This is a genomic window from Trinickia dinghuensis, from assembly GCF_003367175.1.
Lineage (GTDB): Bacteria > Pseudomonadota > Gammaproteobacteria > Burkholderiales > Burkholderiaceae > Trinickia > Trinickia dinghuensis.
This window is the reverse complement of the sequence record NZ_QRGA01000012.1, coordinates 129677-151206: the sequence shown is the minus strand read 5'-3', so window position 1 is coordinate 151206 and position 21530 is coordinate 129677. Positions and strand designations below refer to the sequence as shown.

At 64.5% G+C, this 21530-nt stretch carries 17 protein-coding genes, 1 pseudogene and 1 riboswitch; of the genes and pseudogenes, 8 read left to right on the top strand and 10 right to left on the bottom strand.

Annotated elements, in window-relative coordinates; genetic code table 11:
* Positions 1-814, bottom strand: an 814-nt coding sequence (locus DWV00_RS21750; RefSeq protein ID WP_115535680.1) for a cobalt-precorrin-5B (C(1))-methyltransferase, incomplete at its 3' end; no start/stop codon positions are given.
* A gap of 2 nt (positions 815-816) precedes the next feature.
* The gene (gene cbiE, locus DWV00_RS21745; protein ID WP_115535679.1) at positions 817-2148 is read right to left on the bottom strand and encodes a precorrin-6y C5,15-methyltransferase (decarboxylating) subunit CbiE; all 1332 of its coding nucleotides are present in this window, start codon (positions 2146-2148) and stop codon (positions 817-819) included.
* A 209-nt stretch (positions 2149-2357) separates the two neighbouring features.
* Here cbiE and cobG point away from each other — a divergent pair, with 209 nt between their 5' ends.
* Genes cobG through cobJ form a run of 4 tightly spaced genes read left to right on the top strand, consistent with a single transcriptional unit; the run spans position 2358 to position 6836 of the window.
* Positions 2358-3785, top strand: a complete 1428-nt coding sequence (cobG, locus tag DWV00_RS21740) for a precorrin-3B synthase (protein ID WP_115535678.1) — start codon at positions 2358-2360, stop codon at positions 3783-3785.
* Positions 3782-4408: a precorrin-8X methylmutase gene (locus tag DWV00_RS21735; protein WP_115535677.1), complete on the top strand. Its 627-nt coding sequence runs from the start codon at positions 3782-3784 to the stop codon at positions 4406-4408. Before cobG ends, DWV00_RS21735 begins: the two co-directional genes overlap by 4 nt.
* The gene (locus DWV00_RS21730) at positions 4405-5139 is read left to right on the top strand and encodes a precorrin-2 C(20)-methyltransferase (protein WP_115535676.1); all 735 of its coding nucleotides are present in this window, start codon (positions 4405-4407) and stop codon (positions 5137-5139) included. The genes DWV00_RS21735 and DWV00_RS21730 overlap by 4 nt, the downstream gene beginning before the upstream one ends.
* Positions 5127-6836 carry a precorrin-3B C(17)-methyltransferase gene (cobJ, locus tag DWV00_RS21725; RefSeq protein WP_115535675.1) on the top strand — a complete coding sequence of 570 codons (1710 nt, stop codon included), beginning with the start codon at positions 5127-5129 and terminating at the stop codon, positions 6834-6836. Before DWV00_RS21730 ends, cobJ begins: the two co-directional genes overlap by 13 nt.
* A gap of 120 nt (positions 6837-6956) precedes the next feature.
* On the opposite strand, the gene DWV00_RS21720 is transcribed toward cobJ, so the two are convergent.
* The 4 genes from DWV00_RS21720 to cobW all read right to left on the bottom strand — a co-directional run bounded on the left by DWV00_RS21720 (position 6957) and on the right by cobW (position 13723).
* A complete protein-coding gene (locus tag DWV00_RS21720; RefSeq protein ID WP_115535674.1) occupies positions 6957-7499 on the bottom strand; it encodes a vWA domain-containing protein in 543 nt (180 codons plus the stop codon).
* Positions 7500-7651: 152 nt separating this feature from the next.
* Positions 7652-8743, bottom strand: coding sequence for a magnesium chelatase ATPase subunit I (locus tag DWV00_RS21715; protein ID WP_245964976.1), 1092 nt, complete (start codon positions 8741-8743; stop codon positions 7652-7654).
* A 17-nt stretch (positions 8744-8760) separates the two neighbouring features.
* Entirely contained in the window at positions 8761-12609 is a 3849-nt protein-coding gene (gene cobN / locus DWV00_RS21710; RefSeq protein WP_115535672.1) for a cobaltochelatase subunit CobN, read from the bottom strand.
* 22 nt (positions 12610-12631) lie between these two features.
* A complete protein-coding gene (cobW, locus tag DWV00_RS21705) occupies positions 12632-13723 on the bottom strand; it encodes a cobalamin biosynthesis protein CobW (RefSeq protein WP_115535671.1) in 1092 nt (363 codons plus the stop codon).
* A 55-nt stretch (positions 13724-13778) separates the two neighbouring features.
* A riboswitch (cobalamin riboswitch) is annotated at positions 13779-14054 on the bottom strand.
* Between the two features lie 226 nt (positions 14055-14280).
* Between cobW and cobA the strand changes: the two genes are divergently transcribed.
* Genes cobA through DWV00_RS21690 form a run of 3 tightly spaced genes read left to right on the top strand, consistent with a single transcriptional unit; the run spans position 14281 to position 17326 of the window.
* Positions 14281-15441, top strand: coding sequence for a uroporphyrinogen-III C-methyltransferase (gene cobA / locus DWV00_RS21700; RefSeq protein ID WP_115535670.1), 1161 nt, complete (start codon positions 14281-14283; stop codon positions 15439-15441).
* Positions 15425-16027 (top strand): cob(I)yrinic acid a,c-diamide adenosyltransferase, encoded by a 603-nt coding sequence (cobO, locus tag DWV00_RS21695; protein ID WP_115535669.1) that lies wholly within the window; start codon positions 15425-15427, stop codon positions 16025-16027. Before cobA ends, cobO begins: the two co-directional genes overlap by 17 nt.
* A complete protein-coding gene (locus tag DWV00_RS21690) occupies positions 16028-17326 on the top strand; it encodes a cobyrinic acid a,c-diamide synthase CobB (protein ID WP_115535668.1) in 1299 nt (432 codons plus the stop codon).
* Positions 17327-17400: 74 nt separating this feature from the next.
* Here the strand turns inward: DWV00_RS21690 and DWV00_RS34920 are convergent, their stop codons facing one another.
* Genes DWV00_RS34920 through DWV00_RS21675 form a run of 4 tightly spaced genes read right to left on the bottom strand, consistent with a single transcriptional unit; the run spans position 17401 to position 19901 of the window.
* Entirely contained in the window at positions 17401-17529 is a 129-nt protein-coding gene (locus DWV00_RS34920) for a hypothetical protein (protein ID WP_281272663.1), read from the bottom strand.
* A gap of 35 nt (positions 17530-17564) precedes the next feature.
* On the bottom strand, positions 17565-17813 hold the full coding sequence (locus DWV00_RS21685) for a DUF1289 domain-containing protein (RefSeq protein WP_115535667.1): 249 nt from the start codon (positions 17811-17813) through the stop codon (positions 17565-17567).
* Positions 17814-17816: 3 nt separating this feature from the next.
* Positions 17817-18875 carry a threonine-phosphate decarboxylase CobD gene (cobD, locus tag DWV00_RS21680; RefSeq protein WP_115535666.1) on the bottom strand — a complete coding sequence of 353 codons (1059 nt, stop codon included), beginning with the start codon at positions 18873-18875 and terminating at the stop codon, positions 17817-17819.
* A 6-nt stretch (positions 18876-18881) separates the two neighbouring features.
* The gene (locus DWV00_RS21675; RefSeq protein ID WP_115535695.1) at positions 18882-19901 is read right to left on the bottom strand and encodes a CobD/CbiB family cobalamin biosynthesis protein; all 1020 of its coding nucleotides are present in this window, start codon (positions 19899-19901) and stop codon (positions 18882-18884) included.
* A gap of 156 nt (positions 19902-20057) precedes the next feature.
* Between DWV00_RS21675 and DWV00_RS21670 the strand changes: the two are divergent.
* Positions 20058-21521: pseudogene (locus DWV00_RS21670) on the top strand (cobyric acid synthase); the annotation flags it as partial.
* Between the last annotated feature and the right edge of the window lie 9 nt (positions 21522-21530).

Genomic DNA, 21530 nt, shown 5'->3' with positions numbered 1-21530 from the left:
AAAAAAATTTGCCGAAACCGCCGCAAAGGGTGAGCTTCCCGACAGGCGCGCGGCGCATATGCTTGAGCACGGCACCGACGAAGTCGCCCATTTCGATCAACGCAATATCCGGCAAGCCGTAATGCGCGCGCATCGCGTCTTCGCTGGCGTTGCCGGTACACGCCGCAACATGCCGGTAGCCGTTTGCTCGCGCCACGTCGATGCCTTGATGGATCGAGGCGATATAAGCCGAACACGAAAACGGCCGGACGATGCCGGTGGTACCGAGAATCGACAACCCGCCGACGATGCCGAGTCGCGGATTCATTGTCTTTAGCGCCAGCGCTTCGCCGCCTTCGACGCCGATCGTCACCTCGAATCCGCCCGCGTATCCGTATTCGGCGGCGAGGTCGGTCAGGTGATCCGACATCATCCGGCGCGGCACCGGGTTGATCGCCGGCTCGCCGACGGCCAAGGTCAAGCCGGCGCGAGTCACGGTGCCGACACCCTCGCCCGCGTGAAAGCGCACACCGGGTTCTTTGCTGAGTTTCACGCGCGCGAAGATCAGCGCTCCATGCGTGACATCGGGGTCGTCGCCGGCATCCTTGATCGTTCCGGCCTCCGCGCCGGCCGTGCCATCCGATCCGTTGACGAAACGGCAGAAGACGATCGGCAGCGATACGCGCTGCCCTTTCGGCAGAACGATGTCCGCGGCGTCGCCGGTGATGCCGCCCAGCAGCAAGCGGGCGGCCATCAGCGACGTGGCGGTCGCGCAGCTTCCGGTCGTGTAGCCGCTACGTAGGGGGCGTGCCTCTTCCGGCGTTTCGTCGCGCATTGTCAGATCGGCTCGCTGGAGGCGGTGCGTTCGGCGGGAGTGGCTTGAGTTTCTTGCGCCGCCCCAGTTCCCTTGGTGCATTCGGCCGCCTTGGCCGCCCCGGTCCCTTCAGCCGCTTCAGTCGCTTCGGTCGTTTTAGTTACCTCGAGCAACGTGATCGGCAATGCCGCACGCCAGGCATCGAAGCCGCCGAGGGGTGCCGCTTCGCTGATCGCAATGCGCGTCAGCGTCCCGCCATGACGATTGCGCCAATCGACGAGCGCCGCCTCGCCTTGCAGCGTCACGGCGTTGGCCACGAGCCGCCCGCCTTCGCGCAGGCTCGACCAGCAAGCTTCGAGCACGCCCGGCACCGTCACGCCGCCGCCAATGAATATCGCATCGGGTACCGGCAGGCCGCTCAATGCATCGGGGGCGCGTCCTTCGATCAATTGCAGGCCGGGCACGCCGAGCGCGTCCCTGTTGTGCGCGATGAAGGCTTGCCGGCGCGGGTTCGATTCGATCGCGATCGCTTTGCAGGCAGGATGCGAGCGCATCCATTCGATGCCGATCGACCCGCATCCGGCGCCGATATCCCACAGCAAGGCGCCGGGAGCCGGTGCCAGACGAGCAAGCGTGACGGCACGAACGTCGCGCTTGGTCAGTTGGCCGTCGTTGAGGAAGGCGCTGTCCGGTAATCCGTTTGTCGACGGCAGCGAGGTGCCGGCGTCGGTGCCGGCGCGGCATTCCAGAGCGACGATATTCAGCGCACCGACCGCTTCTTCCTGCCAAGTTTCCGCTTTTGCGTCGATGCGGCGCTCGCGCGTGCCGCCGAGATTTTCGAATACGTTCATCGACGTCGCACCGTATCCGCGCTCACTCAATAGCGCGGCAATCTCGAACGGCGATGTGCCGTCGCGGCTCAGGACCAGCACGCGCGCTCCTTCCCGCACGTGCGAGTTGAGCGTGGCGAGCGGACGTCCAACCAGCGAGACGATCGAGATATCCTGCAGCGGCCAACCCAGACGCGCCGCGGCCAAGGACAATGACGAAGGCCCGGGAATCATATGCATTTCCAGCGGGGCAATTGAGCGCGCCAGCGTCGCGCCCACGCCGAACAGCATGGGGTCGCCGCTGGCCAATACGCAAACGGGCGTGCCTCGGTATCCCTCGATAGCGGCGATATCGAACGGCTTCGGCCACGATTCGCGCCGCGCGCGGATCCTCGCCGGAAGCATCGCCAAGTGACGATCCCCGCCGAACACGATCGACGCATCGAGCAGCGCTCGCCGGGCCGCCCGGCCCAATCCGAAAAAACCGTCTTCTCCGATGCCGACAACCGTCAGCCAAGGCACCATCACTCCCTCGCCAGTCATACGTCTTCCGCTCGACCGCGGGCTGCCTGCCCGCAGTATTCGTACCGTTGCAAACAGGGCATAATACTCGCTTTGCCGGCGCCAATATCGTTCGCGCAAGCCACAGCCGGGCAGGGTTTGCCGGCCAGCGTTCTCGATTCTTCATTCGCCGGGACAACGTGGCCGCCCCGCGACGCCAACTCCGTTGAACCTTGGGCTACCCTCCGTTTTCTTCGCTTCGGCCGTCGGCATGTCCCGCGCTTTCGCGGATCGTCGCCGCACGCGACGGCGGGTTATGCCGGATCAAACTGCCCGGCGGGAAATTGCTCGCAATGCAAGCGCATGCGATTGCCGATGCGGCCGATGTCCATGGGTCAGGTATCGTCGAGCTGACGAATCGGGCCAATCTGCAGCTGCGCGGGGTGAAAGCCGGCGGCGAGGCGACGCTGAGCCAGCGGTTGTCGGATGCGGGGCTCGGCCCTAGAGTCGCCGCAACCGAATCGCACGATCCCGTGCAGGCTGCTCGGCAAGCGGCGGTCGCCGACGATGCCCGAAATCTGCTGCTCAGTCCCGTTGCCGGCCTAGACGCCGACGCGCTGTACGACACGGTGCCGCTGGCGGACGAGATCCTCGGATTGCTGCAGAGCGAACCGCGCCTTGCCGAACTCTCGCCGAAATTTTCCGTGTTGCTCGATGGCGGCGAACGACTCGCGTCACTCGATCATCCGCATGACGTCTGGTTCGCGGCCATGCCGCCGGCAATCCGGGGCGGCACCGAGCCGCGGTTTGCGGTCGGTTTCGCCGGGCAGCCTTCATCGACTCGAAGCGATGCGCTCGCCGCGGTTCGAGCGGACGATATCGTCGCCTTGATCCGCGCGCTGCTGGTTGCATTCCTCGATCTGGCTGCTCCCGACGAAAACCGCATGCGCGATCTGCTGCGCTCGCATGATTGCCATACCGTGCTGGCGCGGGCTGCCGAGAAAGGCAGCATCGATCTGCAGAACGATCCGGAAGTCGGTACGTGGCGGCGAGCCGCCGCTGAACCCATACGACGATTCGGCGCTTATCCGCAACGCGATGGCGGCCTGTGGCATGTCGGCGGGCAACCGCCGCTGGGGCGGATCGATTCTGCAACGCTGAGAGGGCTGGCTCGGCTAGCCTTGGAACACGGCGACGGCAGCTTGCGATTCACGCCTTGGCAAAGCGTGCTGGTGCCCAATGTCGCGGCGCGTGCCGTTCCGCAAGTCGAGCTTGGGCTTTGCTCGCTCGGCTTCGTGCTCGATCCGCAAGATCCGCTCGCACGAGTGATTGCTTGCGCCGGATCGACCGGGTGCGTGAAGGCGTTGGCCGATACCAAAGCGGATGCATTGGCATTGGCGAAACAACTACCTGCCGGTGTCGAGGCACACCTGAGCGGATGCACGCGCTCATGCGCCGCGGCGCATTGCGCGCCCTACACGCTGCTGGCCGTGGCACCAGGTCGCTACGATCTTTATCGCCGAGACCACGCCTCCGATGGTGAAACATCATCGCCGGCGCGCGACGGCGCGCTTCGCTTCGGCGAGCGCATCGACACTTATCTGACTATCGAAGAGGCCGCGAAGCGACTTGGCGAAGCGGCCGGAGCCCCTATTTCATGATCGACTACGTCCGCGACGGACAAGCCATCTACCGCCAATCGTTCGCGACGATCCGCGCCGAAGCGGATCTATCCGCCGTTCCCGCCGATCTCGAGAAACTCGCCGTGCGCATCATTCATGCGTGCGGCATGGTCGATATCGCCGAATCGATCCGGTTCTCCAAAGGCGCGGGCGCTGCCGGCCGTGCGGCGTTGGCGAACGGCGCGCCCATTCTTTGCGATTCGCGCATGGTGGCCGACGGCGTCACGCGCACGCGACTGCCTGCATCGAACGAAGTGCTTTGCACGCTCGGCGATCCCACCGTGCCTGAGCTGGCGCGAACGATCGGAAACACGCGCTCCGCGGCGGCTTTGGAACTCTGGCGTCCGCGGCTCGAAGGCAGCGTCGTTGCGATCGGCAATGCGCCGACCGCCCTCTTTTACTTGCTCGAAATGCTGGACGCCGGTGCGCCCCGCCCTGCGCTGATTCTCGGGTTCCCGGTCGGCTTCGTCGGCGCGGCGGAGTCCAAGGCCATGCTGGCCGCCGATAGCCGCGGTGTGCCCTACGTGATCGTGGAAGGCCGGCGCGGCGGCAGCGCCATGGCCGCTGCCGCCGTCAATGCACTCGCATCGGAAATCGAATGACTAACCACCGCGGACATCTCTATGGCATTGGCGTCGGCCCGGGGGATCCCGAACTGTTGACGCTGAAAGCGCTGCGTCTGCTGAAAGCCTCGCCTGTCGTCGCATACTTCGTCGCAAAGGGAAAGAAAGGGAACGCGTTCGGGATCATCGAAACGCACCTTGAGGACGGGCAAATTCGGCTGCCCCTCGTTTATCCCGTCACGACCGAGGCGCTCGAGCCGCCGCTGTCTTATGAGGCCGTGATCGCGGACTTCTACGATACGGCTGCCGTCGTTATCGGCGAGCATTTGAATGCGGGGCGCGACGTTGCCGTCGTATGCGAAGGCGATCCGCTGTTCTACGGTTCCTATATGTACCTGCACGATCGGCTCTCCGCTGACTTTTCGGTCGAGGTCGTGCCGGGCGTTTGCTCGATGCTCGGCGGTGCCGCGGTGCTCGGCACGCCGCTCGTCTATCGGAATCAGAGCCTGTCGATTCTGTCCGGCGTCATGACCGAGGATGAGTTGAGGCGCAAGCTCGCGGATACCGATGCCGCCGTCATCATGAAGCTGGGGCGCAACTTCGATAAGGTCCGGCGCGTGCTCGATGAACTCGGGCTGACAGGCCGCGCGCGGTATGTCGAGCGCGCGACGATGAGCAATCAGCGGATCGTACCGCTCGAGGACGTCGATCCGATGGCATCGCCCTACTTCTCGCTGCTGATCGTGCCGGGGCAGAAATGGCAGGGGTAACGGTGGCGCCCGCCATCGTCGTGCTCGGGCGCAGTGCTTTGTCTACCGCTCGGCGCATTCAGGCCGCGTGTCCCGGTGCGTCGATCCATGGGTTGCAAGCGCGCGTCGACGGCGAAGCGGATTGCAGCTACGCGCAACTCAGCGATCATCTGCGAGCGCTTTACTCGCAAGGCACGCCGATCGTCGCTTTGTGTGCCGCGGGCATCGTGATTCGGTGCATCGCGCCGTTGTTGTCCAATAAGGGTGTCGAGCCGCCCGTGCTGGCGGTCGCCGAGGATGGGAGCGCCGTGGTGCCGCTGCTCGGCGGTTTAGCGGGTGTCAACGTACTTGCCCGCGAAATCGCGCAGGCGTTGAGCGTCGCGCCCGCCATCACGACGAGTGGCGAACTCAGGTTCGGCACCTGCCTGCTCAATCCGCCCGAGGGTTATGTCCTTGCGGATCTGGAGCAAGGCAAGCACTTCGTTTCCGATCTGCTTTCGGGGGAAAGTGCGCGCATCGACGGCGACGCCCCCTGGCTCGATGACGCACAGATACCGCAAAGCGACGCGGCTCGGCTCACGATTCGGGTGACGCCGCATGCGTCGGATCTGCGTCGCGACGAACTCGTCATCCATCCTCGCAGCGTGGTGGCGGCGATCCCCGCGGAAGGGCCGATCACCGCGGAGATCGTCCGTGCGGCATTCGACGCGCACGGGTTCGCGCCACGTTCGCTGGCGGCGGTGCTTGCTCCGGCAGCGCGCATGGGGGATGTTGCCGCCGAAGAGGCGGCGAGTGCCCTTGGCGTTCCTCTGCGCTTTGCCGCCGGCGACGTAGAAGATGCTGCGAAACTGCTCGCCGAGTCGCTTCGGCAAAGCCACGACGTCAGAACGTCGAATGCTCACCGCATTGCGTTCGGAGTTGCGACGATGCCGATCGACGCGGACCGGATCGGTCGTCCACGAGGACGCTTGAGCGTCGTCGGGCTCGGTCCCGGCAGCGCCGGCCTGATGGCGCCCGACGCGCGCGCGGCGTTGAACGAAGCCACCGACATCCTCGGCTACGAGACCTATGTGAAAATGGCGGGTCCGTTTCGCACGGATCAACGTCTGCATTGCAGCGACAACCGAGAGGAATTACAGCGCGCGCGACATGCTTTCGAACTTGCGTGCGAAGGTAAGCGGGTGGTTGTCGTGTCGTCGGGCGATCCCGGTGTGTTCGCCATGGCGGCCGCTGTATTCGAGGCGCTCGACACAAGCGACGACTTGCGTTGGAAAGCGATCGACCTACGCATCGTGCCCGGCATCTCCGCGGCAATGGCAACGGCTGCCAAGGCCGGGGCGCCACTTGGCCATGACTTTTGCATGCTGTCGCTCTCCGATAACCTGAAGCCCTGGAGCATCATCGAGAAGCGGCTCGAGCATGCGGCCGCTGCCGATCTGGTCATGGCGTTCTACAACCCGATATCGCGCGCGCGCCCTTGGCAGCTCGATCGCGCACTCGAGATCGTCCGCGCCCGGCGCGGCCCCGGCACGCGGGTCGTGCTTGGGCGCGACATCGGCCGGCCGGGCGAGACGTTGACGACGACGACCCTCGGCGAATTGCAATCGGCACAGGTCGATATGCGGACGATGGTCATCATCGGTTCGTCCACGACGCGCGGGATAGCCGGCGGGCCGCACGGCGAATGGATCTACACGCCGCGCGGGTATTCGGCCTAAGCGCTCGTCATCCGCCTCACGGGGCCCCGGGCTGAAAATCCCCCGGCCTTTAATGACCCCGAGCCGCGGAAACCACCAACAAGCTTTGCACGAAAAGTGCGATTGGTGCGATTGCCTTCGCTAAGGCGACGGCTCGCGAACAGCAATGTCCTCGGGATGCAGATAGTCCGCGTTCCATTCGCGGGCAAGCTGTTCCCATCGTCCAAGGGCGGCACGGCCGATATTGCCCTGTTCGAAGTCGACGATGACGATCCGGTCGGCGGCGAGCGGTCTCGCGGGCCGATCGCGGGTACGTCCGTCGCCGAGCACCCAGAGCACGCGCTCTTGGGCCGCGTTGCGCCGCTTCGCGCGCTCGAGCAGATTTGCGGCAGAGGCGATACCGGCGGACAAAGGGGTCCCGCCTCCCCCGCCGATGGGTTCGACCCAGCGTTCGTTCCACCAGCGCGGTATCGCTGGCCCGAATCGCACGTTAGCTCGGCCGCCGCCGAAGCAGATCAGCGCGGCCTCCGAACGCTCTACCGCGGCGTGATCGAAGCAAGCGAGAATCAACCCCTTGGCGCTAGACAGACGCTCGCCGCCCAGCATCGATGCCGAGCAATCGAGCAGGAAGCAATGCAAGGTGCCGCTTCGGGACGCCTGTCGGATGAACCGCAGATGATCCATGCGCAGCGGGGCCGGCCCTTTTTGTGCAAGGGATGCCGCCCATGCAATACGATGGCCGTTGTTCGCCGACGTCTCGCGACGATCCGAACCGTTTGCGCCTGATGGCCATCGGAATCCGCTACGTGACTCAGCGGAGGCGCTTTTCCGACGGCTCAGCGTTTTTTTGTCGAGAGCGGGATGACGCCTTTGACGTTGAGCATCCCGGCAGGCTCGGGCGGTAGGTAGCCCCAATCGGGATCGTCCTGGCTTGCGCCGTCGCTGGGCCGCTGGTTTGTGGCGGCTTCGGTACTCTGCGATTGCCGGTCGTCGCTTGGTTCTTTTCCGTTTCCGGCCTTGCCCGCTTGCATCGAATCTGTCCCGCCATCGCTCGCACCCTGCTCCGGCTGATGTCTACGATGCCGCAACACGAGATCCGCCACGCGCTCGACGTGCGTGCTCGTCACCGTCTCGGCCGATTCCAAAGCGGCCAACGCTCGCGCGGCACGCAGCATGACCAGATCGGCACGCAGCCCATCGACCGCCGCCTCGATGCAACGCGTACTGACGGCGTCATGAACATCGTCCGCAAAAGGCAAGTCCGGCAATACCGTCCTCGCCTGGCGAATACGTTGCGCCAGATCTTGCTGCGCCGGTGCATACGAACGGCGGAATGCGTCCGGATCCAAGTCGAACGCCATCCGGGCCTTGACGATCCGTTGTCTAATCTCGGCGTCGAAGCAGTTTTCCAATTGCACCATCAAGCCGAATCGATCGAGCAACTGCGGCCGTAGCTCGCCTTCTTCCGGATTCATCGTGCCGATCAGCACGAAGCGGGCAACGTGGCTGTGAGAAATCCCATCTCTCTCGACGACGTTGATCCCGCTTGCGGCTGCGTCTAGAACGACGTCGACCAATCCATCGGCCAGCAGGTTCACCTCGTCGACGTAAAGCACGCCGTCGTTCGCGCGCGCCAGCAGCCCCGGCGAAAACTTGACCTCGCCGCCGCGCAAGACTTCGTCGAGATTGAGCGTTCCAACTACGCGCTCTTCGCTCGCACCGAGCGGCAACGTGACGAAGTGCCCATCGGGAAGCAACTCGGCGAGCGAACGGGCCGCCGTCGATTTCGCGGTGCCGCGCGGCCCGCTGACCAGCAAACCGCCGATCGACGGATCGACCGCGACGAGCAACAGCGCCTCGCGCAACGCATCCTGGCCGATCAACGCACTCAAAGGAAACGGCGGCGGCACCTGGGCGGATAAGGACACGGGGACGTTCGATCGATTCACGATGACCTCTCTTCGATCTGCTGCTCGGCCGCCAGCAGATGTTCTTCGATTTGCTCGCGATAGGCACCGGGCTCCTGCCACAACCCTCGCCCAATCGCTTCCAGCAAGCGCTCGCAGATCGAATGGAGCGCATGCGGATTATGTCGCTGCATGAAGCCGCGCGTGTCGGCGTCGTTCAGATAAGCATCGGCGACGAGCGCGTATTGGTGATCCGAAACGACGCGCGCCGTTGCGTCGTATCCGAACAGATAATCGACGGTGGCCGCGATCTCGGCCGCCCCTTTGTACCCGTGACGCTTCACGCCGTCGAGCCATTTCGGATTGACCACCCGCGAGCGAATCACGCGCGCGATTTCCTCGCTCAACGCCCGCACGCGCGGCGCATCGGGATTGCTGTGATCGGCGTGATACATCCGCGGCTGTTGTCCGGAAAAATGGCGGACGGCTGCCGTCATGCCGCCTTGAAACTGGTAGTAGTCGTTCGAGTCGAGCAGATCGTGCTCGCGGTTGTCCTGGTTTTGCAGCACGACGTCGATCGTGGCCAGCCGTGTCGCGAACGCGCCGTGCGCATGCTCGCCGGCGCTCGCCGATGCGTACGCGTACCCGCCGAACGCACGGTAGGCATCGGCCAGATCGGCATCGGTATCCCACGATCCCGTATCGATCATCTGCTGCAAGCCGGCACCGTAGGCCCCGGGCTTCGAACTGAATACGCGCCAGCCCGCTCTTTTGCGTGCTTCCTTTTCGTCGAGCCCGCGCGCGATCCACGCGTCGCGCTCTCGCAGCACGCGCGCACGGATCGGATTGATGTCGTCCGGCTCGTCGTCGAGTTCGGCAACGGCTTGCACGGCCGCATCGAACAGATGCATGACGTTCGGGAACGCATCGCGAAAAAATCCCGACACGCGCAGCGTCACGTCGATGCGAGGCCGTTCGAGCACGCCGGCCGGCAGGATTTCGAAATCGGTCACGCGATGGCTGCCCGGCGCCCATTTGGGCCGCACGCCGAGCAGCGCCATCGCTTGCGCGATATCGTCGCCCCCCGTGCGCATCGTGGCCGTACCCCAGATTGAGAGACCGATCGCGCGCGGGTAGTCGCCGTGTTCTTGCAAATGACGTTCGAGCAACTGGCGCGCCGATTTCAGGCCCAAGGCCCACGCCGCTTGAGTGGGGATCGCCCGCGTATCGACCGAATAGAAATTGCGGCCTGTCGGGAGGACGTCGGGCCTGCCGCGCGACGGCGAGCCGCTCGGCCCCGGCGGCACGAAGCGGCCTTCGAGGCCGCGTGTCAGATGCCGCAGCTCTTCGCTGCCGCATGCATCGAGACGCGGCAAAATATCGGTGCGAAGACGATCGAGGACTTCGGATGCGAGCGGCAGCGGGTGCGGCGGGAGTATGCCGCTGCGGACGCTGTGGTCACCGTCATCGGCACCGTGACCGTCACGATCACAGTGATTTCGGCCGCAAACCTCGTCGAGCAACGTCTGCGCCAGCAACTCCAGCCGCTCGCGCGTATCGCCGTTGTGACGCCAAGGCACATCGCTGACCTGTTCGAGGAGGGCCGGACGCGGCCCCGCCCACGGTGTGGCCCACTCCGCCGTCAAAGGATCGAACCCGTGATCGAGTTGCAGATCCTTGGCGAGCGCATCGATGAGACCGGCGTTCTTGCCGCGTCCGTCCCCGATCGGAAAACGCGCCAGCGCGAGCAAGGTGTCGCGCCGCTCGCGGCCCGCCGGCGATCGGCCGAAGGTATGCAGGCCATCGCGGATCTGCGCCTCTTTCAACTCGCACAGCCACGCGTCGACGCGCGTGAGCAGCGCGTCTTCCTCGTCTTGTCCACTGGGCTTGGCAAGGCTCAATTCCTCGTGAAGACGGTGCTTCACGATCGTTTCGAGGATCGTGCCGCGCAGCAGTTTCGCGCGGCGCGCATCGACCATCAATGCTTCGTAGTACTCGTCGACCTGCCGTTCCAGATCTTGCAGCGGCCCATACGATTCGGCGCGTGTGAGCGGCGGCATCAGATGGTCGATGATGACCGCCTGCGCGCGCCGCTTGGCCTGGCTGCCCTCGCCCGGATCGTTGACGATGAACGGGTAAAGATGCGGCATCGGGCCGAGCGTGAGATCGGGCCAGCAAGTATCGCTAAGCGCCACGCTTTTGCCGGGCAGCCACTCGAGGCTGCCATGCTTGCCGACGTGCACGAGCGCATCGATGCCGAAGACGTTGCGCAGCCAGAAATAGAACGCCAGATAGGCATGCGGCGGAACGAGATCCGCGTCGTGATAGCTCGCGTAGTCTCCGTCCACGCGCGAGCGCGACGGCTGAATTCCGATGAAGACACGACCGCATCGCCATCCGGCGATCATGAAGCGTCCCGCACGCACCGTCGGATCGCTTTCGGCTGGCCCCCACCGTTCGTTCAACGCATCGCGCACCTCGGCAGGCAGCGCCGCAAACGACTTTCGATAATCGTCGAGCGATAGACTCTGCAACGCCGGACGCAGATCGCGAACGTTGGGATCGTTCGTCACACCTTGCGTCAGGCGGGCCATGAGCGCGTCGCCGTTCGAGGGCAACTCGTCCAGGCGATAGCCCGCCGCACGCAGCGACTTCAGGATTTCGACGACCGATGCGGGCGTATCGAGTCCCACGCCGTTGCCGATGCGCCCTTCGCTGGCGGGATAGTTCGCGAGCACCAGGGCCAGCCGCTTTTCGTCGTTGCGCAGTGTGCGCAGCCGGCACCAGCGACGGCTCAGCTCGGCGACGAACGCCACGCGTTCCTCGTCCGGCCGATAGCGTACGACATCGACTTCGGTGTGCGGGCAGCGATAGGCTAGGCCCTTGAAGCTGATGGCGCGCGTGATGACGCGGCCGTCCACCTCGGGCAGGGCGATGTGCATGGCGATATCGCGCGAATTGAGCCCTTGGTTGTCTTTAAGCCAATCCTCCCTATTGCCGCCGCTGAGAATGACTTGCATGACGGGCGCGTCGGCGCCGAATACGGGGAATCGGCCGTCTTCCGGTGTCGAAGCCGCGAACGCCGTCGTATTCAATACCAGCGCTACCTGTTGCTCGTTGCACAGCTGCGTCACCAACTCATGGCTGATCGCGTCTTTGAGCGAGGTGATGGCAATCGGCAGCGGATTCAGTTCGCGCGCTTCGAGCGCATCGATCAACGCATCGAAGACGGCCGTGTTCGATGCTTGCAGATGAGCGCGATAAAAAAGAATAGCGACGACAGGCGCACCCGCGCGCCAACCTGCCTGCCAGTCGGCGATCGTCGGCCTGTCGTGGCGCGGATGGTAAAGCGTGGCATTCGGCACGGAAACCGGCAGCGGCGGCTCTTCGCCCCAGTCGAGCGCATGCCATGCGATCGTGCGCAGGAAGGCTTCGGCGTTCGGCGCGCCGCCTTCGCGCAAGTACCGCCATAGCCGCCGGCAGAACTCCGGGCTCGCCGTGCTCTGCGCGATCAGGTTCGGATCTTCCTGCAAATCGCCCGAGAACATGACGAGCGTCTGCCCACGGCTTCGCGCCAATTGGACGACGCGTTCGATCCCATAAGGCCAGTACGCTTCGCCGCCGAGATGGTCGATGACGACGACGCGCGCGTGCTGCAGCACGTCGTCGACATAGAAATCGACCGATGCCGGTTGACGCAGATAGGTGACGTTCGTGAGCCGCAGGCTCGGAAACTCGGGGCCGAGCCGATCGACCACGCCGGCCAGCAGCGATAGCGTGGTATCGGCCGAACTCAACACGACGATGTCGCCGGGGCGCTGATCGATCCGGACCACGCCGGCCGTATCGTCGACGAAGCCCCCGGGGACCGTCCGTAGCAAATGCATGCGAGCGTCGCCTGAAAGCCGATCAGGCGGAGGTGACCGGCGCTGCCGGCTGGGCGGCCAGCGCTTCGTCGAACTGGCGCTGAAGCCGCGCCACGTCCAAGTCCTCGCCGATCAGCACGAATTTGCTCGCGCGCGGTTCGTCGTCGCGCCAGCGGCGGTCGAAATAGCTGTCGAAGCGCTGGCCGACGCCCTGAATCACGAGCCGCATCGGCGCACCCGGCAGCGCGGCAAACCCCTTCGCGCGGTAGATCGTGTTGTTTTCGACGAGTTGCCGCAGCGCGCCGATGGCCGCTTCGCGCGAGACCGGTGCGCCCGACACGACGACGGAATCGAAATCGTCGTGATGGTGATCGGGGTCGTCGGCCGAGCCGTGATGGTCGGGGCGATCGTTGATCGTCTCCTCGGACGCCGAATTCAGCCCGAGCAGCACGGTCAGGTCGAGCTTGCCGTTGCTCGCAGGCACGATCTTGACGTGCGGGGGGATGTCTTCGCGGATGAGCTTCGACGCCGCCGCCAGAGCGGATTCGTCGAGCAGGTCGGTTTTGTTGAGCACGACGAGATCGGCCGAACCCAGTTGATCCTCGAACAGCTCATGCAGCGGCGATTCGTGATCGAGATTCGGATCGCTCTTGCGCTGTTCGTCCACGGCCTGCGGATCGTCCGCGAACTGCCCGCTCGCCGCCGCCGGCCCGTCCACTACCGTCACCACCGCATCGACCGTGAAGCTGTTCCGAATCGACGGCCAGTTGAATGCTTGAACGAGCGGCTTCGGCAGCGCGAGGCCCGATGTCTCGATCAACACGTGATCGATCGTCGAACGCCGCTCGACCAGTGCCTCCATGACCGGGAAGAATTCTTCCTGCACGGTGCAGCACAAACACCCGTTCGCGAGTTCGTACAACTGGCCCTCCTGCTCCGCGCCCGTTTCATCGCAGCCGATGCCGCAGCCCTTGAGGATTTCGCCGTCGATGCCGAGTTCGCCGAACTCGTTGACGATGACGGCGATACGCAAGCCGTTCGCTTGAGACAACATATGGCGCAGCAAAGTGGTTTTGCCGCTGCCGAGAAAGCCCGTGATGACGGTTACGGGGATCTTGCGCATGGAGGTGGACATAATGAACAGACGTGACGAAGCATCGATACGTCGACACAGCGCCGCCTACCCGCAGCGCGTGTCGTCTTCTCCGGCCGGTATCCGGGCTGGCGAAAATACCGCTTCACCTTCCCACGCCGCCGTTCAGGGCTGAGCGCAGTGGTATTGCACATGCATGTTCATGCATATGTCGAAGCCGGCCGCGTATCGCGTGCATGCGACACATTCGCTTACCGTTGCGGGGGCAGCACAGGCAGGTTGGGCGCGACGCTACATCGACCCGAACCGCTGTTTCCCGTTTAACTGCGCACGTCGGAACGCGTGCGCGAGCACCAGATTAGTCGCGAGTGTAGGTATATGGGGCAAGCCCGTCAAGGAAGGCCGGCGGGAAGGCCGGCGGGAAGGCCGGCGGGCCGCGAGGCCTGTGGTATCTTCTTCCCCCTTCCTATTTCGCCCTTCTTCGCCGACATGCATTCTCGCCGTGGACCGTCGCCGGACGTCCTTTCGCACCGCACACGAAGCGCCGCTGCCTTGCGGGCTGGCATGCGAGCCGGCCAACCGGCCGGCGGGCATCGGCGATGACTCGGGCGTGGCTGATCGGCGCCGGCCCGGGCGACGCCGAACTCATTACCGTCAAAGCCATGCGGGCGCTCGCGTTGGCCGATGTCGTGTTTGTCGACGATCTGGTCAACCCCGAGATCCTCGACATGGCGCGGGCCGATGCGCAGATCGTCTATGTCGGCAAGCGCGGAGGCAGTGCCTCCACCCCGCAGGATGAAATCATCGCCACGATGCTCTCGCATCTGCACGCGGGCCGCAGCGTGGCGCGCTTGAAAGGCGGCGATCCATTCGTGTTCGGCCGTGGCGGCGAGGAATTGCTGGCCTTGCAGGCCGCGGGCATCCACGCCGAGATCATCAGCGGCGTGACGGCCGGCATTGCCGCGCCGGCTACGCTCGGGATTCCCGTCACGCATCGGGGGATGGCTCAGGGCGCGATTTTCGTCACCGGGCATGGCGCGGGTGCCGAAGAGCCGGACTGGCAGGCGTTGGCCGCAACCGGTCTTACATTGGTCATCTACATGGGTATTCGCCGATTGGACGACATTGCCGGCGCGTTGTTGCGCGCGGGCATGGCCGCGCAAACGCCTTGCGTCGCGATTCAATCGGCTACGCTTCCGACGCAGCGCCAGGTTCTGGCATCGCTGGAAACGCTGCCGGCCGAAGTTCGCCGAGAAGGTCTCGGGTCGCCCGCCATCCTGGTGATCGGCAGCGTCGCCGCGCTGGCTTGCATCGATGACGTTGCCGCAAGCGGTCGAGCGTTGACGATTGGATTGGGTTTTCGCCGAGGCGTCACGATCGACCAGATCGAAGCCGCCGTGCGCACGGCATTGCACCCGTATGCCATGACCGACGTCGCGTGTGTGGCGACGCTCGATTCGAAAGCGAACGAGCCTGCGCTCGTCGATTTCTGCGAGCGGCACCGCTTTCCGTTGCGGACTTTTTCGAAGCAAGACGTTCAGGCTTGCTTCGCTCAAAACGCCTCGCTGCGCGGTTCGGCCATCGTTCACGAGCAGGTCGGCGTGGAGGGCGTATCCGAGCCGTGCGCACTGCTGGCGGCCACAAGCGGTAAGCTAGTGCGCAACAAGTTCGCGTTGGACGGCGTCACCGTCGCGGTCGCCGCTTTGTGCAGACAAGATCGAATCCGCCAAGTGCAAGGAAACCATGAAGACCGACAGTGAATCTCATCTGCGCATGACGCAGCGCCGCCGCGAGGGTCATGAGAAGAAGCAGGCAGCGGCCACGCTCGAGAAAGGCCTGTTGATCGTCAACACCGGCAACGGCAAAGGCAAAAGCACGGCGGCGTTCGGCATGGCCGTGCGCATGCTCGGCCATAACGAGCGCGTCGGCGTCGTGCAGTTCATCAAAGGCGCGTTGCATACGTCGGAACGCGATTTTCTCGGCGCGCACGCTCAATGCGATTTCGTCACGATGGGCGACGGCTATACCTGGAACACGCAGAATCGTGATGCTGATGTTGCGACTGCCCGCAAGGGATGGAACGAAGCCCTTACGATGATCGAGAGCGGCAACTATCGGATGGTGATCCTCGACGAACTGTGCACGGTCCTGAAGTACGAGTACCTGCCGCTCGACGAGGTGCTCGGCGTACTGACGGCTCGCGGGCCGATGCAGCATATCGTCGTCACGGGCCGCCATGCGCCCGATGCGCTGGTCGAAGCCGCCGATCTCGTCACCGAGATGCGGCTCGTCAAGCACCCGTATCGGGAGCAAGGCGTGAAAGCCCAGCGAGGCGTGGAGTTCTAAATGCCGGCCTGCCCTGCTCTGTTCATCAGCGGTCCCGCGTCAGGCCAAGGCAAGACGACGGTCACCGCCGGCCTTGCCCAGCTGCACCGCGGGCTGGGGCGAAACGTGCGCGTCTTCAAGACGGGCCCCGACTTTCTCGATCCGATGATTCTCGAGCGTGCCAGCGGCATGCCGGTGCAATCGCTCGATCTGTGGATGGTCGGAGAACAGGGTTGCCGCCGATTGCTGGCCGAAGCCGCCGAACAGGCGGACCTGATCCTGATCGAAGGCGTGATGGGGCTGTTCGACGGAACGCCTAGCAGCGCCGATTTGGCGGTGAAGTTCGGCGTGCCGGTTGCCGCGGTGATTTCGGCCAAGGCGATGGCTCAGACGTTCGGCGCGGTGGCGTTCGGATTGGCACGTTATCGGCCCGATGTCTCGGTCCATGGCGTATTGGCGAATCACGTCGGCTCGGAGCGCCACGCGCAGATGCTGCAAGAGAGCTTGCCTGCCGATATTCGGTGGCTGGGCCACCTCGCCCCGTCCGATCGAATTGCCTTGCCCGAGCGGCACTTGGGACTGCATCAGGCGGGTGAAATCGAGCAACTCGAGGAGCGTATCGCGTTCACGGCGCAGGCGCTGGCAAACACCGCGCTGGCTGAGCTGCCCGCGCCCGTCTTCTTCGAACCGCAGCCGGCGCAAGCGCTGCCGCCGTTGCTCGACGGCATGCATATCGCCATTGCGCGCGATGCGGCGTTCTCGTTTATCTATCCGGCGAACGTGGCCTTGTTGGAAGCACTGGGTGCCCGCGTCACGTTTTTTTCGCCGCTGGCGAACGAGCCTGTGCCCTCTGGGGCCGACTCGCTGTTCCTGCCCGGCGGCTATCCTGAGTTGCATGCCGCGCGGCTGGCCGGAAATACGGCGAGTGCGGAAACCATTCGCGCTCATGCAGCTTCGGGTAAGCCGATCGTCGCCGAATGCGGCGGGATGCTGTACTTGCTCGAAAGCTTGACCGATGTCGATGGGGTTCGAACGCCGATGCTGGGCGTGCTTCAGGGGCACGGAACAATGAGCACTCGGCTCGGTGCACTGGGCATGCAGGCGGTCGATTCGAAGCACGGCATGATGACCGGACACACGTTCCACTATTCGGGCATGACGACCGACATGCGTCCGGAGCGTCATGCGGTGCGGCAGCAAACGCATGCCGCCGGTGAGCCGGTGTTTCGGGAAGGTGCGATCACCGCGACGTATATGCATGGGTACTGGCCGTCGAATCCCGCGCTAACGGCGGCGCTGTTCGAGGGTGAGGCCTTTTAACGGCGCGCGTGACGCGGCCTCCGCATAGGCGCGCCGAGACTCACTCCCGGCGCCAACCGTCTACCATCGGTCTCTTATTTGCCGACGTTCAGATTGCCCAGCATCGGCAGCACACCGCTGCTTCCTACTACCTCCGGCAGGTGGCCGTCCCACTTCGCGACCGCCTGCTGCTGAACACGAGTGAATAGGACGAACCGCCACATTCACTGTTTTGCACCGGTGGCGGAATTGGCGAGGTCTACGGCTGTGCATTCCCTGCGCCGTTTCTCTCCGCCAAGAGATCGAGCAACGCCAATCGATCAGGATCGCTCATCGCCTTCCACGCTTTGATTTCTTCGCGGTTGCGCAGGCACCCTTCGCAGCGGCCGCTATCCGGATTCAACCGGCAGACGTCGATACACGGCGATCCGACCGGCGTTTGCGTCCGAGCCGATCCGATCGCTTGATCCAGTTCTTCCTTGTGGTTGATGATTTCGTCGTTTTCCATCGATTAACTCTCTATTTCCATCTTAACCGCACGCAGTGCCGCATCGAGTCGCGACCAAGCCGCGTCGTCCGCGGGAAGACCGAACCTGACACCCGGTATCACGTCGAACCTGCGCACCCAGATCCCGTGACGTGCAAGGCCGTCTTGCCATCGGCGCGCTTGCTGGCCGCGAACCCAGGAAAACAACGGAGTATGCCGCACAGTCGGATGAAATTGCGCCAATAAGTCAGCAAGACGCGATCCCGAAGCGACGAGCGTTGCTCGTGTTCGAGCCTGCCATTCATGATCGAGCAACGCTGCCCGAACCGCGACGCGCGCCGGCCCCGATACGCTCCATGGCCCGCGCAGATGACGCATTGCTCGATCGATGCGCGGACAGGCAAGCACGAACCCCACGCGGGCGCCGGCGAGCCCGAAGAATTTGCCGATCGAGCGCAACACGATCAATCCTTCGCGATCGGCGAGGTTCGCCACGCTCAACTCAGGCATCGATTCGACGAACGCTTCATCGACCACGAGTGTTCCGCCCCGCGCTGCCAGTTCTTCGCACCATTGCATCACCTGCTGAGGCGTGAATCGTTCGGTGCCGGGATTGTTCGGGTTGACGAGCACAAGATGCTTCAAATCCGCGGGCAGCGCACGCGCGGGATCGAGCACGAACGCAGCCGCATCACGGCAGTCTGCAAATTGCGGCGTCACGAAGCGGTCAACGGGAAACCCGGCCCGCTCGAAAGCCGGCGCATATTCGCCGTAAGTCAGCAGCCCGACGCCCACACGTCCTTGGGGCAACACTGCCGGCAGCATGCGGATGGCGGCCTGCGTTCCAGCCACCGCCAGCGCACGTGTAGCGCCGTAATGCTCGGCGGCAATCTCTTCCAGATCGTCGTTGTCGTCCGGCAATCGAAGCCATGCCGCAGGATCGATTGCCGGAACGGGATATCCCCGCGGATTGATCCCGGTCGAAAGATCGATCCAGTCTTCGCGAGGAATCCCATACCGCTTCGCGGCTTCTCCGAGGTTGCCGCCGTGCGGCACTTGTGTTGCATCAGCGAGATCGAGCATGGTGATTCATAGAAAGGTCGAGGCGGCTGCCAACAAGGCAATTGCGGCCAGCCACAGCGCGACGGAGCGCTTCACGAGCGACAACGCCCGGCCGATATCGGCGGCTCGGGGCGCCCGCCCCGATCCGAGTTCCGGTCGCGCCTCGAGCGTGCCGTGGTACCAAGCCGCACCGCCGCAGGCGACGCCGAGGCTGCCCGCGCCGCTTGCCATCACCGGCCCGGCATTCGGGCTCTCCCAAGCCGATGCCTGCATTCGCCAGCATGCGAGCGCGTTTCGAGCGTTGCCGCACAGTGCATACGTCAGCGCGGTCAAGCGTGCCGGAATGTAGTTCGCCGCATCGTCCAGGCGCGCCGCGGCCCAGCCGAAGTACCGCATGCGCGGCGTCCGGTACCCCCACATCGCATCGAGCGTATTGACGAGGCGGAAGGCGAGCGCCCCTGCCCCGCCCGCCACGACGAACCAGAACAGTGCGCCGAAGATCGCATCGTTGCCGTTTTCGAGCGCCGACTCGATCGCGGCCTTAGCAACGGCATGTTCGTCCGCATCGGAAAGATCGCGCGTCACGACACGTGAGGTCAACGTACGTGCAAGCGCTAGATCGCCCGCGTTCAACGCTTTTTCCACCGGACCGATGTGGTCGACGAGGCTGCGCGCGCCCAAGGCAAACCACAGCGCGATCACCTGAATCGCGCACGAGAGGACCACGGGCAACACGTGCGTCAGTACAACCAGCAACACGACCGGCGGAATCACCGCGACGGCCCAGGCCAAAATGCCGGCGATTCGCGCCTGCAATGCTGGGGACGCAGGCGGCACAGGCGGCACAGGCGATATAGCGTGCCCCAGCCCGGCTTCGCTGGACTTATGAGCCGCGTTCCTATCCGGATTCAACGCACGTTCGAGACGCGTGGCGAGCTTGCCGAAACCGACGAGCGGATGCGCGCGCGGCGGCTCGCCCAGGATCGCGTCCATGGCAACACCGGCGAAGCAAAGCACAGAGGTAATCGGGGCGGAAAATCCTATCATTCGATGTTCTTGACGGCGGTTCGGCGGCGCCTTTTGCAAGCGTTCGATTAAACTCTTTCGCTCAGACGCCGATGGGCGGGTGACATAATAACGCCCCCCTCGCACGGGGCGCTACGCGCTCCTTGCATCCATCCTTCGCTGTTCGGGACGAGTTACATGGCAGGCATGTTGATGATCCAAGGCACGAGTTCCGACTCGGGCAAGAGCACGCTCGTCGGAGCGCTGTGCCGAATCGCCGCGCGCCAAGGCCTGCGCGTCGCGCCGTTCAAGCCGCAGAACATGTCGCTCAACAGCGCCGTGACCGTCGACGGCGGCGAAATCGGCCGCGCGCAGGCGTGGCAGGCGCTGGCCGCCGGGGTGGCACCAGAAGTCGACATGAACCCGGTCCTGCTCAAGCCGAACAGCGAGATCGGCGCGCAGGTGATCGTGCACGGCCGCTCGACCGGCAATCTCGACGCGCGCGCCTACCACCAGTACAAGCCCATCGCCCGCCAAGCCGTGCTCGAATCGTTCGCTCGGCTGCGGGCCAAGACCGATCTCGTTCTGATCGAAGGCGCGGGCAGCCCGGCCGAGGTCAACCTGCGCGAGGGCGATATCGCGAACATGGGGTTTGCGACGGCGGTCGACTGCCCCGTCGTGCTCGTCGCGGACATCGATCGCGGCGGCGTCTTCGCGCAGATCCTCGGCACGCTGGCCTGCCTCTCCGACGACGAACGCGCGCTCGTGAAAGGCGTCGTCATCAACAAGTTTCGCGGCGACGTCTCGCTGCTCAAGCCCGGCCTCGAATGGATCGAAGCGCAAACGGGCAAGCCGATCTTGGGTGTCGTGCCGTTCGTTCAGGGGTTGTGGCTCGACGCTGAAGACGCGTTGCCGAAGCAAAAGCAAAACCGCCCGCAAGCGGCGCAGGACGACTTGTTGCGTGTGGTCGTCCCCGCATTGCCGCGTATCAGCAACCACACCGATTTCGATCCACTCCGCGCGCATCCCCAAGTCGATTTCAGCTATGTACGGATGGGCGATCCGATTCCTCCGGCGGACCTTGTCATCTTGCCCGGCAGCAAGAGCGTGCAGCGCGACCTGCAATCGCTGCGCCAGCATGGCTGGGAGCCGTATCTGCGCCGGCATCTGCGATACGGCGGCAAGCTGATCGGCATCTGCGGTGGGCTGCAAATGCTGGGGCGGGAATTGCGCGATCCGCTCGGCATCGAAAGCGATGTCGCCAGTACCGACGGCCTCGGCTTGCTCGATTTCGTGACGACGCTCGAGCCGCATAAGCAGCTCGTCAATACTAGCGGCACGCTGCTGCTGGGCGATGGCACCTCGACGGTGCGCGGCTACGAGATTCACATGGGCATCACCGAGGGCGCAGCCCTTTCGCGCCCGGCATTGCAGTTGCTAAGCGGCGCCGAAGCGCGGCCCGACGGCGCGATCTCGGAAGACGGCCAAATTCTGGCGACCTATCTGCACGGGCTGTTCGATGCGCCCGACGCATGCGAGGCGCTGCTTCGCTGGGCCGGCGTCGACGATGCCCAGCAGGTCGATTACGACGCGCGCAGGCTTGCGTCGATCGAGACGCTGGCCGACGTCGTGGCCGAGCATGTGAGGCTTGACGTACTTTGGGAAAGCGTG